Here is a 17,574-nt window from a genome sequence, read left to right as displayed (position 1 = left end):
ATATTTAGGCTTGCTGAGCAAGGGATAACAGAGTGTATAAAAGAAATAATTCTAATTGATATGAAAAATATTTTAAAAAATATTTTGATTGGAGATGATAATATTATGCTAAACATATTATTTATTATAGAATTTATATTTAATTGTACAGAAGATTTATTAATAAATGCTATACATGCTCTGTTAGCCTAAGTATTATATGATTATTTAAAAGTAAATTAAAAAATAGAAATTTTATTTGAGTAAATAGGGACTATACCCTATTTTTTTTATATGATAAAATAAAAAAGATAGTTATAAATAGAAAAGGAGAAAAAAATGGAAACAATTAACATAAACAAAGAAGTAAAGAAACCAAGACAGAAAGTATTAGACCCTAAAAAACTAGAAGAACAGGAAGTGTTCATGGATAAAGTTAGAGAACTTAATGACCAGTGGGCAAAGAAAAAACACCGTCGTCCTGTCGTGGGCTGTGGTACGTTTGGGTGTCAGATGAATGAGCACGACTCAGAAGAACTAGCATATATGCTTGAAAGAATGGGATACGAAAGAACTGAAAAACTATACAAAGCAGACCTAATAATATACAACACTTGTGCAGTAAGAGAAAATGCAGAAATGAAAGTATACGGAAACTTAGGACAGCTAAAATTCACAAAAAGAAAAAATCCAGACGTAAAAATAGCGCTTTGTGGATGTATGATGCAGCAGCCACATGTTGTAGAAGAAATCAAAAAAAATCACAAACATGTAAACCTAATGTTTGGTACTCACAACCTATATAGATTCCCAGAACTACTATATAAACAGATGACAACTGGAAAAAATATAGTCGAAGTTTGGGATGTAGACGGAGAGGTAATAGAAGGGTTACACAGTAACAGAAAATTTGAACTAAAAGCATTTGTAAATATAATGTATGGATGCAACAACTTCTGCACATATTGCATAGTTCCTTACACTAGAGGTAGAGAAAGAAGTAGAGAGCCTCAGGATATACTTGATGAAATAAAAGAATTAGTTGCAAATGGAACAAAAGAAGTAACTTTACTTGGACAGAACGTAAACTCTTATGGAAAAACTCTTGAAAACCCGATGACATTTGCTGAGCTTTTAAGAGAAGTTAATAAAATAGAAGGATTAGAAAGAATAAGATTCATGACATCTCATCCAAAAGACTTATCTGATGAAGTTATATATGCAATGAGAGACTGTGAAAAAATATGTGAATTCTTACATCTTCCAGTTCAGTGCGGAAGTAGTGCTCTGTTAAAGAAAATGAATAGACACTATACAAAAGAAGACTACCTTAACATAGTAAGAAAAGTTAGAAAAGAAATCCCTGACATAGCATTCAGTACAGATATAATGGTTGGATTCCCAGGTGAAACTCTTGAAGATGTTCAGGACACTATAGATGTAATAGAAGAAACTAAATATGACTCAGCATTTACATTTATATACTCTAAAAGAGAAGGAACTCCAGCAGCTAAAATGGAAGATCAGATTCCAGAAGATGAAAAACATAGAAGATTTGATGAAGTATTAGAACATGTTAACAGAATAGTTAATGATATAAACTATAGCTATCAGGATAAAGTTGTTGAAGTACTAGTTGAAGGAAGAAGCGCAAAAGATAAAAATAGATACACTGGAAAAACTAGACAGAATAAAACTGTAAACTTTGACAGTAACGAAGATAATTTAATAGGTAAATTAGTAAATGTAAAAATAACTCAGCCGAGATCATTCTCATTAAACGGAGAAGTTGTTGAGATAGTAAGATAATAAAATAAAATCCAAAATAGGAAGAGAGTGATTAAATGAAAAAAATCATAATCCTTTTTGCGATGATGACATTAGTTTTATCAGGATGTAGCAAGGCAAAAACTAATGCTGAGCAGGAAGAACTTACAGAAGAAAGAATAAGAGAAGTATCAGAAATGAATGACGAATTTACTGATTTAAGATTTGAATCTGAATTAGAATGGTACAATGACTTTATAACACCAATAAAAGAAAATAATTGGAATGTATCTAAAGAAGAATTAGAGTCTATCTTAGATGATGTAAAGGAAAAAAGAGAAGCGATTAAAAAAATAGACAAAGAGGAAATAAAAGTATATCTAGATGATAGATATTCTAAACTTGATAAAGACGGCGAAGATAAAGAGTTAAAAGAAAAACTAGATACAGAATATAAAAAAATACCAACTTCACTAGAGGGAATGAATCAAATATTAGATATAATTGAAAATGATATAAAACTAGGATTAGATGGAAGTTTTAACTCTGATGATAAAAGCAAAATAGAAAATTCTTTTGATGAAATTATAAAAATCTATGAAGATAAAATTCAGTAAATTTTGCATAAATATGATATCATTATAATATAAAATAAAATTATAATTAATTAAATAGTATAGTTATAATTAAAAAAATTGTGGTGAGGAAGTGTTCGACATGGATAAAAATGTAGAATGGTTAAATGAAAAACGAATAGAAAAAACAATAAAAGCTCTTGAAGCAAATAATATGAATGGATATCTTGTAAACAATAAGGAAGAACTTATAGAAACTATAGAAAAAATAGTAGATAAAGATTCCGTTGTTGCTTGCGGTGGGTCAATGACATTATTTGAAACAGGGATAATAGATTATCTAAGAGAGGGAAGATATACTTTCCTTGATAGATATGAAAAAGGACTAACTCCAGCAGATACAAAAGAAATATTTAGAAAATCATTCCTTGCAGATGCATATTTTACAAGCACTAATGCTATAACAGAAAATGGAGAACTTTACAATGTAGATGGCAATGGGAATAGGGTTGCTGCGATGATGTATGGACCAGATAAGGTTATTGTAATAGTGGGTGCTAACAAAATAGTTAAAAATGAAGCTGAGGCAATAGAAAGAGTAAAATCAATAGCAGCTCCAGCAAATACAAAAAGATTAAATAGAAAAACTCCTTGTGCAACTACAGGTATGTGTGCAAATTGTTCAAGTCCAGATAGAATTTGTGACAATTACACTACTATAAAAAGACAGGTTCAGGGAGATAGAATGCATGTAATATTCCTTAATGAAAGTTTAGGATATTAGGAGTTTAGGAGGAAGTATGAAAAAAGTAAAATTTATATATAATCCAAATTCTGGAGAAAAAAAACTTGCTTCTAAATTAGATAGCATCATAAGAATATATCAAAGAAATGGATATACAGTAATCCCATATAGACTAGACTATGATATACCAGTATCGTCTTCTTTCAAAGATTTAGACGAATCATATGATCACGTTGTCTTTTGTGGTGGAGATGGGACTATTGATTTAATGGTAAATGAGTTAAAAAGAAGAAATATAAATCTTCCAGTTGGTATAATTCCATCTGGTACGGCAAATGACTTTGCAAATGCACTTGGATTAGAACATGATCCTGAAGAAGCGGTTAAGAAAATTATAAGCTCAAAGCCTAAAAAGATAGATTTAGGAAAAGTAAATAACAAATATTTTGTAAATGTAGCTAGTGCGGGTATGTTTACAGATGTTTCTCAGAAAATAAATAACGACATAAAAAACTCTTTTGGAAGAATAACATACTATATAAAAGGAATTGAAGAAGCTAGATCTATGAGAGAATTTCACATAGACGTTCAATCAGAAGAAACTTGTTATTCTGGAAATATGTATTTAATGCTTGTCTTTAATGGAAAGACAGCAGGAAATATAAATTTAGCGTATAAGGCTGAGGTAGATGACGGATATTTAGATGTTATAATATTCAAAGGAATGCCTATACCTAAGATTATTCCTGTTTTGATAGGTGTATTAAAGGGAGAGCATTTAGATTTTGAAACTGATAATGAAATACTGTACTTCAAGACTAAGAAAGTTAGAATAGATTGTGATGATGATTTAGGTACAGATATCGATGGAGAGAAGGGACCAGGATTCCCTCTTGAGATAGAGTGTGTTGAGGATGCACTTGATATTCTTGGAGTAGAGTTTTAAATAAGTAATATAAAAAATATAAGGCTGTTGCATGTTTTAAAATGGTCCCTATGTCAAGGACATATATAAAAAAGTCTTAAGCAGCAAGCAGCTGACTTCTATATTGAATAGGAGTCAGCTGTTTTAAATTCCACTGACAACGATCATTATTATAATAATCCATATAATCATCTATTAAACTTTTTAACTCTTCAAATGTATTGCAACTTTTATAATCTATTTCATCTTTCATATGACCAAAGAATGACTCCTGCGGAGCATTGTCCCAACAATTACCTTTTCTAGACATAGATTGACCTAAATTATATTTTTTTAACAAGTTCTGAAAAATAGTACTTGTATAATGAACTCCTTGATCAGAATGAATAAATGCATCTTTATGTAATTTGTCTGAATTTGATAACATGAGATTGTTAATAGTTGAAATAACAATATCCATTTTTAAATTCTTCGATAAATGATACGATAAAATTTCATTCGTAGAAGAATCTTTTACAGTTGATAAATATGCTGTTTTCCCATTGCCGTACGGCATATACGTAATATCAGTTAAAAGTACTTTTCCTGGTATACCTTGTTTAAATTCTCTATTCAATTTATTAGGAACTGTGTGATGTTCTTTTCTTGCTTTTCCCATACGTTTAGCTGGATTTGACTCGCGAATAGGACATTTAATTCCATATTTTTTCATTATTCTTTGAATTTTTTTTCTGTTAAATATTATATTAAATTTACTTTTTAAAATCATTTTTATTGAACGAGAACCTTTTTTGTATCCTCTGAACTTATATGCTTTAAGAATTATTTCTTTTGCTTCTAAATCCTTTTCTTCTTGTTTGCTTATTACATTCTTGTTTTTTAAATAGTTATAAAATCCAGATCTAGATACTCCTGCAACAATACATAGATGTTTTATCATTTTTTTTAAACAATATTTATTTATTACATCATTAATTAATTTGAATATTTTCACCGAAGGTAGCTTATTATTCATCACCTGCCTTTCTTCGAAGTCTAGCTTTTTTACTAGTTCTAGCTCTGCTTTAAGATATGCTATTTCAGCATCCTTCTTATCTATTATCTCTTTATCTGTTAATTTTCTTTTTCTTGGTCTTCCAGAATTATTAACTCTAGAATCATCTAGTCCCAAAATACCATTTTCTTTATATGACTTTCTCCATCGCTCGCTAGCGCATTTAATACGTTTTGCACCTATGATGTTAGTGTCAAAACCTGCTTCTTTAAATATCTGTGTTGGATTTTTTCCCTTATTGTATTCTGTTATGAAATGTATTTTAAATTCATTTGTATATGTTATTGATTTACAGCTTACATTCTTTACAAATGGATTTTTTGATAGCTCTAATGTTTCTTCTTTACTAAATTGTTTTTTACTCATAAATTACTCACCTCTATATTAAAATTATACAAAAAAAGAACCTATAGATGAAACACCTTTTTACAAGTGTCCATTCTATAGGTTCCATTTTACATAGCTCTTACTCAAACGAAAATAAAAAATTTAAATACAATGAAAGAATGGAATTTTTAGGAGATTCAGTTCTTGGATTAGTTATAAGTGATCATATATTTAAAAAAGAAACAGGAGTTCCAGAAGGGGAACTTACAAAATTAAGAGCAAATATAGTTTGTGAAGGATCACTTAGTGAAGCAGCTAAAAATATAAGACTAGGGGATTATATCCTTTTAGGTAGAGGTGAAGAGGCTACTGGTGGTAGAGAGAGAAAATCTATACTTGCAGATGCTTTTGAAGCGGTTATAGCAGCTATATACTTAGATGGAGGAATAGAAAGTGCATCTAAGTTTATACTATCTAATTTATCAGATATAATAAAAGACTCAATAGACGGAAAAATATTTAGAGATTATAAAACTCAGCTTCAGGAAGAAATACAGAAAAATGGCTCTAGCAATATATGGTATAAATTACTAGATGAAGATGGTCCAGACCACAATAAGACATTTATAATGATGGTTGGTGTGGAAGACAGAGAGCTAGGTGTAGGAAAGGGCAAGAGCAAAAAAGAAGCTGAACAGGCTGCAGCAAAGGCGGCAATATCAAATTTAATAGATAGTGAAAGATAGGTGAAAAATATGAAAAAAAGAATAATACCTATTTTTGTACCACATCAGGGGTGTCCAAACGACTGCATATTTTGCAATCAGAAAAAGATAACAGGAGTATGTACTACAGTCACTCCAGAAATAGTTAGAGATATAATAGAAGAATGTCTTCCTACAATAGATAAGGATGCTGAAGTCGAAATAGCATTCTTTGGAGGAAGTTTTACCGCAATAGATATGGATATACAGAGAAGTCTTTTAGCAGTTGCTAAAGAATATAAGGATAGAGGAATAGTTAAGGATATAAGAATGTCTACTAGACCAGACTGTATAACAGATGAAATATTAGAAATGGTAAAATCATACGGAACTACAATAATAGAGCTTGGAGTTCAGTCATTAGATGAGAGAGTTCTTTTAGATAGTATAAGAGGTCATAACTCAAATGTAGTTTATAAAAGTGCTGAAATGATAAAAAAACATGGAATAAATCTAGGACTTCAGATGATGGTAGGTCTTCCTAGCGATTCAGAAGAAAAATGTTTATTTACAGCTAGAGAATTTATAAAAATGGATCCATTCTGCGTAAGAATTTATCCTACTTTAGTAATAAAAGAAACAGGTCTTGAAAGACGGCTTGAATCAGGGGCATATAAACCATTTACATTAGAGGAAAGTATAGGAATTGTAAAGAAACTGCTTGTTTTATACTATGTAAACAATATAAATGTAATAAGAGTTGGGCTTCAGGCAACTGATGACATACAGCTTGGAAAGGATGTTATAGACGGACCATATCATCCAGCATTTAGAGAACTAGTAGAGTCTGAAATTATAAGAGATTACATTATACATATAGCGGAAGAGAACGACGAAAAAAATATATCTTTAGTTGTTAACAAGAAAAACATATCAAAAGCTATAGGAAATAAAAAATCAAACGTAAAATATCTAAAAGAGAATAAAAATATGAATCTAAAAGTAAAAGAAGAAGATATAGATAAAGATACATTTAGATTATACGGAGAAAAAGGATTATTAGTTGAAGCATCTGTAGATGAAATAAATAAAAAATTACTAGAAATTTATGGATTATAGATATTCATGATAAAAATTAAGCTGAGAGAGGAGATGAGATTATGTATTTAAAAGAGCTCGAGTTAAAAGGGTTCAAATCATTTCCAGAAAAGACAGATATAGTATTTAAAAATGGAATAACAGCTATAGTTGGACCAAATGGTAGTGGAAAAAGTAATATATCTGATGCTGTGAGATGGGTTTTAGGAGAGCAGAGTATAAAGAGTCTTAGAGGGGATAAATTAGAAGACGTTATATTTGCTGGATCAGACAAGAAAAAACCGATGAACTACTGTGAGGTATCTCTTACAATTGATAACTCAGATGGAGAAATAGATATAGAGTTTACTGAACTTACGATAAAAAGAAGAGCGTATAGAAACGGTGAAAGTCAGTTCTTCTTAAACGGGAAGCCATGTAGATTAAAAGATATAAAAGAATTATTCTTAGATACAGGTATAGGAAAAGACAGTTACTCAATTATAGAGCAGGGTAAAGTAGACGAAATACTGAGCAATAATCCTGGTGTTAGAAGAAAAGTATTTGATGAAGCCTGTGGAATAGCTAAATACAGATATAAAAAACAAGAGGCCGAAAGAAATCTTAAAAATACATCTGAAAATCTAGAGAGAATAAATGATATTTATATAGAAATAGAAAAACAGATTAATCCATTGAAAAATCAAAAGGAAAAGGCTGAGAAATTCTTGGAAATATCTGGAAGACTTAAAGAGCTAGAGGTAAATAGCTTTTTAAGGGAAATAAACAAGATAGACAAAGAAGCTGGGGAAATAAAACTTGCTTTAGAAGAAAGCGAAAATAAGATAAATACTGGCGAAGAAAAAAGTAAAACTTTAGAAAAGGAATATGAAGATTTAAAACTAGAGTCTGAAGTTTTAGATGAAGAAATTGAAAAGGGAAATGAGTACATATCTTCAATAAAAGAGGTAATTGCACAGAAAGAGTCAGATATAAATCTTATAACAGAAAAGAGCAATAACAAGAAAAGAGAAATAGATAGAAAAAAAGAAGAAATAGAAAAACTTAGCAATCTATCTGAAAAGAACGACGAAGATAAAAAAGAAATTCTTCAGAAGATAGAAATTTTAAGTTCTAAAAAAGAAGAACTTGAAGCCGCTTTAGAGAAAAGTGGAGCTAAAAACAAAGAACAAAAGGAAAATATAGATAATGTCGAGAAAAAAATAGATGAATTAAAAGATAATAGAATTAATCTATTAAATGAAAAACAGTCTATATCGAACAACGTATCTTCTCTTGAGGCCAATCGAGATAATATGAATCAAAGATGGCGGACAATAGATGAATCTACAGATGAAAATGAGAAAAATATAAAAAATACTTCTAAGTCAATTGAAAAGGAAAAAGAAGAACTTGGGGTTATAGATTCTGAATTTGAAAATATAGGTAAAAAAATAGCTGATAATACTAATAAGATAGAAGAAGTATCTAATAAAATATCGGATTTAGAAAAAAATATAACTGATAACAAGTACAAATTAAATGAATTTGAATCTAAGAAAAAAATCTACGTAGAGATGGAAAATCAGTACGATGGTTTCAATCGTGGAGTAAAAGAAGTATTAAAAAATAAAAAACTTAGAGGGATAGATGGGGCTGTGGCTCAAGTTATTTCTGTTTCTGAGAAATACGAAAAGGCAATAGAGGCATCACTTGCAGCTGCTATGCAGAATATAATAACAGAAGATGAAGAATGTGCTAAAGAAGCGATAGAATTCTTAAAGAAAACAGAGAGCGGTAGAGTTACATTCCTTCCATTAAATGTAGTTACTCCTAATTTGATAGATTTAAAAGATGTAAAATCTAAAATCGAGCCTATAGGAGTAGCATCAGAACTATTAGAATTTGATGAAAAATACAGAAATGTAGTAGAAGGTTTACTTGGTAAAACTGTTGTAATAGAGGATATAGACCAGGCTATACAGTTCGCAAGAGATACTAAATATAAGATAAAAATTGCTACTCTCGATGGAGAAATATTAAAACCTGGTGGATCTATAACAGGTGGTAGTGTAAGAAATAGTGCAAATCTACTATCAAGAAAGAGAATTATAAGCGAGTATTCAGAAAAAATAGATGAGCTTTCTGCAAGTATAGAAAAAGAAGACTCAGAACTTAAACAGTTAAAAGAAGATAAAACTAAGCTATATGCAGAAAAGGATAAGCTTGTTTCAGAAAAGAACTCAATAGAAAAAAATATACTTCTTAAAAAAGCAGAAATTAAAAAATTAGAGGAAAAAATTTCAGAGTATAAAACTAATATCGATAAATTAGAAAGAGAAAAAGAAAGTATTAGTTCTAATATGGAATACACTATATCTAAGTTAAAAGCTGCAAATGAAAAAATAGAAGAAATAGATAAAAAATCAGAAGAAACTAGAGAAGAAGTTGAGAGGTTAAATAAAGTTCTTGAAGAAAGTAAAAATATTTACGATAAAGATAGAAAAGAATTTGAGGCCTTAAATATAGAGTTAATAAATCTAAATAATGATTTAAAATCTCTGAATTCAAATACAAGTAGAATTTCTATGGAAAATGAAAATACTGTTATAAGAATTGAAGGTATGAAAAAGGAAATAGAAGTCGACTTAAAAGAAGTTGAACTATTTGGAGAAAATATAAAGGCTGAAGAATTAGAAAAATCTAATTTACAAAAGGAACATTTAGAAGCCAATAGAATACTAGAAGATAAGAAAATTAAAAGAACAGAGTTTAAAAATAACTTAGACGAAAAATCAAAAGAAATTAAAAGAAATGAAAGAGAAGTGTTAGAGCTTAGAGAAGAACATTATAAGACTAATTCTAAGTTAGAGAGATTTAAGTCTAATAGAGAAGGCTATTTAAATAAGATGTTTGAGCAGTACGATATGACATTCATGCAGGCATCAGAGCTTAGAGATGATGAGCTTCAAATAAGTAAAAAAGAAATAGATTCTTTAAAAAGAGAAAAGAGAGCTATAGGAAGCGTTAATTTGGATTCAATAGAAGAATATAAAGAAACTAAGGAAAGATACGACCTTTACAGTAGTCAAAAGGCTGATTTAGAGGAGTCTATAGCAGGTATAACTAAGCTTATAAAAGAGCTAGAGCATAATATGAAGATAGAATTTGTTGAAAAATTTGAAGAGATTTCAAATAATTTCAAGAATGTCTACAAGAAATTATTTGGAGGAGGAACTGGAGAGTTAACTATAGCTGACAAGGAAAATATACTTGAAAGCGATATAATTATAACAGCTCAGCCACCAGGTAAAAAAATGAAGAATATAAATCTTTTATCAGGTGGAGAAAAGGCGCTTACAGCAATTTGTATACTGTTTGCGATAATTATCTCTAGACCTACACCATTCTGTATACTAGACGAAATTGAAGCACCACTTGATGATATAAATGTATATAGATTTGGTGAATTTTTAAAAGAACTTTCACAGGATACTCAGTTCATAGCCGTTACACATAGAAGAGGTACTATGGAGGCAGCGGAATATATTTACGGAGTTACTATGCAAGAAAGAGCAATATCAAAAATAATAAGTCTAAAGCTTCAGGAAGCTGAAAAATTTGCTGGAATTATATAAGCTTTAGAGATGGAGGCGGTAAATTGTTTAAGAAGTTATTTGGTTTTGGAAAGAAAAAAGAAGAAACAAAAGTAGAAGAAGTTGTTTCTGATGTTGAAAAAGAAGAAGTTAAAGAAGATGACGAAAGATTTTTAGAAAATTTAGAGTCAGAAAAAGAAAATACTAAAGACGAAGCTAAGGCAGATGAAGTAGTTGTTGAAGAGGAAATAGTAGTGGAAACAAAGTCAGAAGAAGAATCTGATGAATGTGAAGAAGTAAATGTTGTCTTAGATGAGGAAGGTGTTTCTATATTTGAAGAAACTGTAGCTGAAGTAGAGGAAGATACTTTAGAAGAAGCTTCTGAATCTGTAGAAGAAATAGTAGAGGAAGAAGTTGAAGAAATAGCAGAACCTGCTGTAGAAGTAGAAGAAATTGTACCAGAGGAAAGTAACAATGAAGGTAGAGAAAAACCAGTTGCTAAAAAAGAAGGTTTATTTGCTAGATTAAAACGGGGACTTACAAAGGCTAAACAGGGAATAACTGATAGAATAGATGAGGTTTTAAAATCTTATACTAGTGTAGATGAAGAGTTATTTGAAGATCTTGAGGAAGTTCTTATAACTGCAGATGTTGGTGTTAATACTACTATGCAGATAATAGATGACTTAAATGATAGAGTTAGAAGTAAAAAAATAACAGATCCTATGGCTGTTAGAGAGGAATTAAAAGAAATAGTAGAAGAAATTTTATCTAAAGGAAATTCTAAATTAGATGTAGAGCCTTCTCCAGCGATTATAATAATGGTTGGTGTAAATGGTGTTGGTAAAACTACTACTATAGGTAAGTTAGCCCTTAGATATAAATCTGAAGGTAAGAAAGTTATGCTAGCTGCAGCAGATACATTTAGAGCAGCTGCTACAGAACAGCTTGATATATGGGCTAAGAGAACTAACACAGAAATAGTAAAACATCATGAAGGTGCAGATCCAGGTGCCGTAGTATTTGATGCTATAAAAGCAGCTAAGGCTAGAAAGACAGATGTACTTATATGCGATACTGCAGGAAGACTTCATAATAAAGCTAATTTAATGAACGAGTTAGGTAAGATATTCAAAATAATAGATAAGGAATTCCCAGAAGCTAAAAAAGAAGTACTTTTAGTTGTAGATGCTACTACAGGACAGAATGCGGTAGTTCAGGCTAAGAGCTTTAAAGAAGTTGCTGATATAACAGGAATAGTTCTTACTAAATTAGATGGAACTGCAAAAGGTGGAGTTGTCTTAGCTGTTAAATCAGAAGTAGATGTTCCAGTAAAATTAATCGGTGTTGGAGAAAAAGCAGAAGATCTTCAAGATTTCGATGCTAGAGAATTTACAGCAGCTTTATTTGGTAATTAATTTTTGTGATAAACAAAAAAGAATTACTAATAAATTATAAGATAAAAAATACTGTATAAAAATGTCAAAATTTCAATAAAAACCGTTGACAAGAGAGGTCTTATAATATAAAATACAATAGTAGTGTAAAGTACTTAACCTTTACAGATACAAAATGGTTTGTATTTAATAATTATAAGACCTTATTCGTGAACTTAACAATTATTCAGGAAGTGAAAAGAATGAATTTGGAGAAGATGATAGAAGTTGGACAACTGTTCGAGGTTTATAAAGACCTTCTTACAGACAAGCAAAAAGAAATAGTTTCTCTTTATTATGAAGAAGATTATTCGCTTGGAGAAATTAGTGAAAATCTGAATGTATCGAGACAAGGTGTGTACGATACTCTTAAAAGAGCTGAGAAAGTAATGAAAGATTATGAACAGAAACTTCACCTTTTGTCAGAACTTCAGAAAAAAGAAGAAACAGTCAAGAATATAATAGAAAAAATTGTTGACATTAAACAAGATTTATTGCACAATATAGATTGTGTCGATTTAATCCCTAAGCTAGATGAAATAGAAGACTTATGTAGGGGGATAATAGAATGATATTTGAAGGATTATCTGATAAATTACAAAATACTTTTAGTAAGCTTAGATCAAAAGGTAAACTTACTGAAAAAGATGTAAAAGATGCAATGAGAGAAGTTAAGTTAGCTTTATTAGAAGCCGATGTTAACTTCAAAGTCGTAAAAGACTTTATTAAAAAAGTTCAAGAAAGATGTGTTGGTCAGGAAGTTATGAAGAGTCTTACTCCTGGACAGCATGTAATAAAAATAGTCAATGAAGAGTTAACTGCTTTAATGGGTGATGTTCAGAGTAAGATAATGATATCATCAAAACCGCCAACAGTTATAATGATGGTTGGTCTTCAGGGGGCAGGTAAAACTACTACAGCTGGTAAATTAGGTGGATACTTCAAAAAACAGGGTAAAAAACCTTTATTAGTTGCGTGTGACGTTTATAGACCAGCAGCTATAAAACAGTTACAGGTTGTAGGAGAAAAATTAGATATACCAGTATTTGCTATGGGAGATAAAGAAAATCCAGTAAATATAGCAAAAGCAGGTCTAAGTCATGCTCAGAAAAATGGAAATGACATGGTTATAATAGATACAGCTGGTAGACTTCATGTTGACGAAGTTCTTATGGAAGAACTTAAAAATATAAAATCAGAAGTAAGACCTCATGAGATACTTCTTACTGTAGATGCAATGACAGGACAGGATGCGGTAAATGTAGCTGAAAGTTTTAATGATGCATTAGGTATAGATGGTGTAGTACTTACTAAGCTAGATGGTGATACAAGAGGTGGGGCAGCATTATCAATAAGAGCTGTCACAAAGAAACCTATTAAATTCATCGGGATGGGTGAAAAATTAGAAGATTTAGAACCTTTCCATCCAGATAGAATGGCATCAAGAATACTTGGTATGGGTGATGTTTTAAGTCTGATTGAAAAAGCTCAAGAAGCTGTAGATATCGAAAAAGCCAAAGAACTTGAAAAGAAAATGAGAAAACAGGAATTTGACTTTGAAGATTTATTAGACCAGTTTGAGCAGCTTAAAAAAATGGGTTCAATGGATAAGTTATTAGGCATGATGCCAGGAATGGCAAACATGAAAAATCAAATCGGCGATGTAGACTTACAGAACAACAAAGATATGAAGAGAAGTATGGCTATAATTCAGTCGATGACAGTGGAGGAGAGAAGAAATCCTTCAATATTAAATGCTTCTAGAAAGAAAAGAATAGCAAAAGGAAGCGGAACATCAGTGCAGGAAGTAAACAGATTAATAAAACAGTTAAATGAAATGAAGAAAATGATGAAGATGTTTACTGGAATGACACAAGGCAAGGGTAAAAAGAAAAGGGGCGGTTTTGCCGGATTACCTTTTTTTAAATAATAAAAAATAAAAATAGAAAAATTTTCGGAGGTGGCTGTAATGGCAGTTAAAATAAGATTAAAAAGAATGGGAGCAAACAAAAAACCTTTCTACAGAATAGTAGTAGCAGACTCTAGAGCTCCAAGAGATGGTAAATTCATAGAAGAAATAGGATACTACAACCCAGTAGTAGAACCAAAAGTATTAAAAATAAACAACGAAAGCGCTGAAAAATGGTTAGCTACAGGTGCTCAGCCAACAGAAACTGTTAAAAAATTATTAGAACAGAACGGTGTTAAAACTTCTAAATAATAAACGGGAGATGTAAAACTATGATAAAAGAGCTAGTTGTAGATATAGCTAAGGCTCTAGTTGATAACCCAGATGAAGTAGTAGTAAGTGTTTCAGAAGAAAAGGATGAAATAATCCTAAAACTTACTGTTGCTCCAGACGATATGGGAAAGGTTATCGGAAAACAGGGAAGAATAGCAAAAGCTATCAGAACTGTAGTTAGATCCGTTGCAAATAAAGAGAAAATAAAAGTATCTCTTGAAATAGTATAAGTTGGATTAGGTCTTATGGCCTAATCCTTTTTAATAACCTTTTATAATAGCAAAACAAACTAGAACTTACAAAAAGATTAAGGTGGATATTATGGCAAAAAAAGTAACTCATTTTAAGGTTGGTAAAATAGTAAAAACACAGGGCCTAAAAGGTGATGTAAGAGTTTATCCTACAACAGATGATATATACAGATTTGACTACCTTGAAGAATTTTATGTAGGAAAAGATAGAGAAAATCCTTGGGAAGTTGAAGATGTTAGATACAAAGGCAACCTTGTCATAATGAAAATAAAAGGAATAGATAGGGTTGAAGAAGCTGAAAAGCTTGTAGGAAAAGATATATATGTATCTAGAGATGAATCATTTGAGCTTGAAGAAGGGGAATTCTTTATAGCTGATATGATAGGTATGGATGTATATACTGTTTCAGGCGAAAAAGTAGGTGTTTTAAAAGAAGTACTTCAGTATTCAGCTAATGATGTTTATGTTATAAAAAATGAAGAAGGAAAAGAATATCTTATACCGGCTGTTATGAAATTTGTACCAGAAATAGATATAGAAGAAGATAAAATGATAATAGACCCTATAAAAGGTATGCTTGACGACTAGGTGATTGATATGAGATTTCACATAATGACTCTATTTCCCGAAATATTTAATTCTTATATGAATGAAAGTATAATGAAAAGAGCGATAGAAAAAGGGATAATAGATTGTAAAGTATATAATATAAGAGATTTTTCTGAGAATAAACATAAAAAAGTAGATGATTATCCATTTGGTGGAGGGGCAGGTATGGTAATGACTCCTCAGCCTATAATTGATACATACAAACATATAGTAGAAACAAATAAAATTGAAAACCCTAGAGTAATATACCTTACTCCAAAGGGGAAAGTGCATTGTCAGGAAATAGCAAAAAAACTATCTATAGAGGAAGATGTAATACTTCTTTGTGGACATTATGAAGGTATAGATCAGAGAGTAATAGATATGATTGTTACTGATGAGATATCTATAGGAGATTATGTCCTTACAGGTGGAGAATTGGCTGCATTAGTAGTTATAGACTCTATTTCTAGACTTATTCCAGGAGTTCTTGGTCAGAATGAATCTTTTGAAGATGAATCTTTTGAAAATAATCTATTAGAATATCCTCAGTACACTAGACCTAGAGTGTATGAAGGAATGGAAGTACCAGAAGTTCTTCTTTCTGGAAATCATAAAAAAATAGATGAATGGAGAAGAGAAGAATCTATAAAGATAACTAAGGAAAGAAGACCAGATCTTTTGGACAAAAAATAGTAAAAAAAAATCTTGTAAATTGATTTTTTTTATAGTATAATATAACTTGTTGAAAATACGGGCGTTCCTCTGTGCACCGGTCAAGCATTAATGAACGTCTATGAACTTAGGAGGAAATATGAACGAAATAATAAGAGCAATCGAAAACGAACAGTTAAAAAATGAAGTTCCTAACTTTGGACCTGGGGACACAGTAAAAGTACACGTTAAAATCGTGGAAGGTAAAAGAGAAAGAATACAGGTATTCGAAGGTGTAGTATTAAAAAGACAGGGTGGAGGAGCTAGAGAAACTTTCACTGTTAGAAAAATGTCTTTCAACTGCGGTGTAGAAAGAACTTTCCCAGTACATTCACCAAAAGTAGAAAAAATAGAAGTAACTAGAAGAGGTAAAGTAAGAAGAGCTAAACTAGGATACTTAAGATCTAGAGTTGGTAAAGCTGCTAAAGTTAAAGAAGCAAAAGGATACAAATAAGATCTGATTTAATATGAGAGAACAGGGACTGATACACTATCAGTCCTTTTTCTATAATATGAAAAAATAATAATTAAAATAAATAATTATTTTAGCAAAGGAGGAAGAAAGAATGAGCGATAAAGAATATGATTACCTAAGAGACGATAATCTTAATATAAACTGGTATCCAGGGCATATGAAAAAAACTAAGGACCTTATGAAAGCTAATTTAAAGCTTGTAGACGTTGTAGTAGAGCTTTTAGATTCAAGAATACCATATAGTAGTAAAAACCCTGATATAGATACATTAATGGCTGGAAAACCAAGAGTAGTGCTTTTAAATAAGAGTGATATCTCTGATAGAGCAAAATTAAATAAATGGATAAACTACTATAAAGAACAGGGAATAAAAGCTATCCCTATAGATGCTATGAAGGGAACAGGAGTTAATAGAATAGTTGACGAATGTAAAAATGCGGTAAAAGATAAGATGGATTCTTTAAAAGAAAAGGGAAGAAAAGAACGTGCTATAAGAATAATGATAGTTGGTGTTCCTAATGTTGGTAAATCTTCTTTAATAAACAAACTTACTGGTAGAAGAAGTACACAGACAGGAGATAGACCTGGTGTAACTAAAGGTAAACAGTGGGTTAAACTTAGAGGAAACTTAGAATTACTAGATACTCCTGGTATACTATGGCCTAAGTTTGAAGATCAGGATGTAGCACTAAACTTAGCATTTACAAGAGCGATAAAAGACGAAATACTAGATGTAGAAACATTAGCGCTTAGATTAATAGAAAAACTTATGGTAATAGAGCCAGAAAAATTAGCTGCTAGATATAAATTAGATGAGCTTGGCGAGTCAGGAATAGAAACAATGGATATGATAGCTCAGAAGAGAGGATTTATAACTGGTAGAAAAGAAATAGACTACACAAGAACAGCTACAACAGTTCTTAATGAGTTTAGAACTGGTAAATTAGGAAATATAACACTAGAAGTTCCAGAAGATATAAAATAAAAATATTTTAGAATGTATAAAGGAGTATATTGTAGATTGAAAAATATCTATAATATACTCTTTTTTTGCAATATATTTTAGTTGATTTATAATAAAAACGAATAAAAAGGGCATAAAAAATATTGATTTTTTA

17 protein-coding genes are annotated in these 17,574 nt (G+C 30.6%); 16 read left to right on the top strand and 1 reads right to left on the bottom strand.

Features of this window, described 5'->3' with window-relative positions; translation table 11 throughout:
• The first annotated feature begins 318 nt into the window (after positions 1-318).
• The 4 genes from miaB (at position 319) to KGNDJEFE_RS07610 (ending at position 4,012) form a co-directional block, all read left to right on the top strand.
• Positions 319-1,788, top strand: coding sequence for a tRNA (N6-isopentenyl adenosine(37)-C2)-methylthiotransferase MiaB (gene miaB / locus KGNDJEFE_RS07625; RefSeq protein ID WP_006439315.1), 1,470 nt, complete (start codon positions 319-321; stop codon positions 1,786-1,788).
• A 35-nt stretch (positions 1,789-1,823) separates the two neighbouring features.
• Entirely contained in the window at positions 1,824-2,363 is a 540-nt protein-coding gene (locus KGNDJEFE_RS07620; protein ID WP_006439316.1) for a hypothetical protein, read from the top strand.
• 100 nt (positions 2,364-2,463) lie between these two features.
• The gene (locus KGNDJEFE_RS07615) at positions 2,464-3,105 is read left to right on the top strand and encodes a lactate utilization protein (RefSeq protein WP_006439317.1); all 642 of its coding nucleotides are present in this window, start codon (positions 2,464-2,466) and stop codon (positions 3,103-3,105) included.
• A gap of 16 nt (positions 3,106-3,121) precedes the next feature.
• The gene (locus KGNDJEFE_RS07610) at positions 3,122-4,012 is read left to right on the top strand and encodes a YegS/Rv2252/BmrU family lipid kinase (protein ID WP_006439318.1); all 891 of its coding nucleotides are present in this window, start codon (positions 3,122-3,124) and stop codon (positions 4,010-4,012) included.
• Between the two features lie 76 nt (positions 4,013-4,088).
• Here KGNDJEFE_RS07610 and KGNDJEFE_RS07605 read toward each other — a convergent pair whose 3' ends face one another.
• Complete coding sequence (locus KGNDJEFE_RS07605; protein ID WP_148881763.1) at positions 4,089-5,411, bottom strand: IS3 family transposase; 1,323 nt, start codon at positions 5,409-5,411, stop codon at positions 4,089-4,091.
• 47 nt (positions 5,412-5,458) lie between these two features.
• Here KGNDJEFE_RS07605 and rnc point away from each other — a divergent pair, with 47 nt between their 5' ends.
• The 12 genes from rnc (at position 5,459) to ylqF (ending at position 17,441) form a co-directional block, all read left to right on the top strand.
• Entirely contained in the window at positions 5,459-6,118 is a 660-nt protein-coding gene (gene rnc / locus KGNDJEFE_RS07600; RefSeq protein ID WP_148881831.1) for a ribonuclease III, read from the top strand.
• Positions 6,119-6,127: 9 nt separating this feature from the next.
• Positions 6,128-7,195, top strand: coding sequence for an elongator complex protein 3 (locus KGNDJEFE_RS07595; RefSeq protein WP_040410418.1), 1,068 nt, complete (start codon positions 6,128-6,130; stop codon positions 7,193-7,195).
• A gap of 41 nt (positions 7,196-7,236) precedes the next feature.
• Entirely contained in the window at positions 7,237-10,791 is a 3,555-nt protein-coding gene (smc, locus tag KGNDJEFE_RS07590; RefSeq protein WP_006440089.1) for a chromosome segregation protein SMC, read from the top strand.
• Between the two features lie 23 nt (positions 10,792-10,814).
• Positions 10,815-12,167, top strand: a complete 1,353-nt coding sequence (gene ftsY, locus KGNDJEFE_RS07585) for a signal recognition particle-docking protein FtsY (protein ID WP_006440090.1) — start codon at positions 10,815-10,817, stop codon at positions 12,165-12,167.
• 221 nt (positions 12,168-12,388) lie between these two features.
• Positions 12,389-12,757 (top strand): YlxM family DNA-binding protein, encoded by a 369-nt coding sequence (gene ylxM / locus KGNDJEFE_RS07580; RefSeq protein WP_040410419.1) that lies wholly within the window; start codon positions 12,389-12,391, stop codon positions 12,755-12,757.
• On the top strand, positions 12,754-14,115 hold the full coding sequence (ffh, locus tag KGNDJEFE_RS07575; protein ID WP_006440092.1) for a signal recognition particle protein: 1,362 nt from the start codon (positions 12,754-12,756) through the stop codon (positions 14,113-14,115). Before ylxM ends, ffh begins: the two co-directional genes overlap by 4 nt.
• A gap of 39 nt (positions 14,116-14,154) precedes the next feature.
• Positions 14,155-14,406 (top strand): 30S ribosomal protein S16, encoded by a 252-nt coding sequence (gene rpsP, locus KGNDJEFE_RS07570; RefSeq protein WP_040410420.1) that lies wholly within the window; start codon positions 14,155-14,157, stop codon positions 14,404-14,406.
• A 23-nt stretch (positions 14,407-14,429) separates the two neighbouring features.
• A complete protein-coding gene (locus KGNDJEFE_RS07565; RefSeq protein ID WP_040410536.1) occupies positions 14,430-14,657 on the top strand; it encodes a KH domain-containing protein in 228 nt (75 codons plus the stop codon).
• A 91-nt stretch (positions 14,658-14,748) separates the two neighbouring features.
• Positions 14,749-15,267: a ribosome maturation factor RimM gene (gene rimM / locus KGNDJEFE_RS07560; protein WP_006440095.1), complete on the top strand. Its 519-nt coding sequence runs from the start codon at positions 14,749-14,751 to the stop codon at positions 15,265-15,267.
• 9 nt (positions 15,268-15,276) lie between these two features.
• The gene (trmD, locus tag KGNDJEFE_RS07555; RefSeq protein WP_040410421.1) at positions 15,277-15,963 is read left to right on the top strand and encodes a tRNA (guanosine(37)-N1)-methyltransferase TrmD; all 687 of its coding nucleotides are present in this window, start codon (positions 15,277-15,279) and stop codon (positions 15,961-15,963) included.
• 118 nt (positions 15,964-16,081) lie between these two features.
• Positions 16,082-16,435: a 50S ribosomal protein L19 gene (gene rplS / locus KGNDJEFE_RS07550; RefSeq protein ID WP_040410422.1), complete on the top strand. Its 354-nt coding sequence runs from the start codon at positions 16,082-16,084 to the stop codon at positions 16,433-16,435.
• 112 nt (positions 16,436-16,547) lie between these two features.
• On the top strand, positions 16,548-17,441 hold the full coding sequence (gene ylqF, locus KGNDJEFE_RS07545; protein ID WP_006440098.1) for a ribosome biogenesis GTPase YlqF: 894 nt from the start codon (positions 16,548-16,550) through the stop codon (positions 17,439-17,441).
• Positions 17,442-17,574: the final 133 nt, after the last annotated feature.

This window comes from Peptacetobacter hiranonis, assembly GCF_008151785.1.
GTDB classification, from domain to species: Bacteria; Bacillota; Clostridia; order Peptostreptococcales; family Peptostreptococcaceae; genus Peptacetobacter; species Peptacetobacter hiranonis.
The sequence above is the reverse complement of the archived record's forward strand: the minus strand, read 5'-3'. Positions and strand labels throughout refer to the sequence as shown.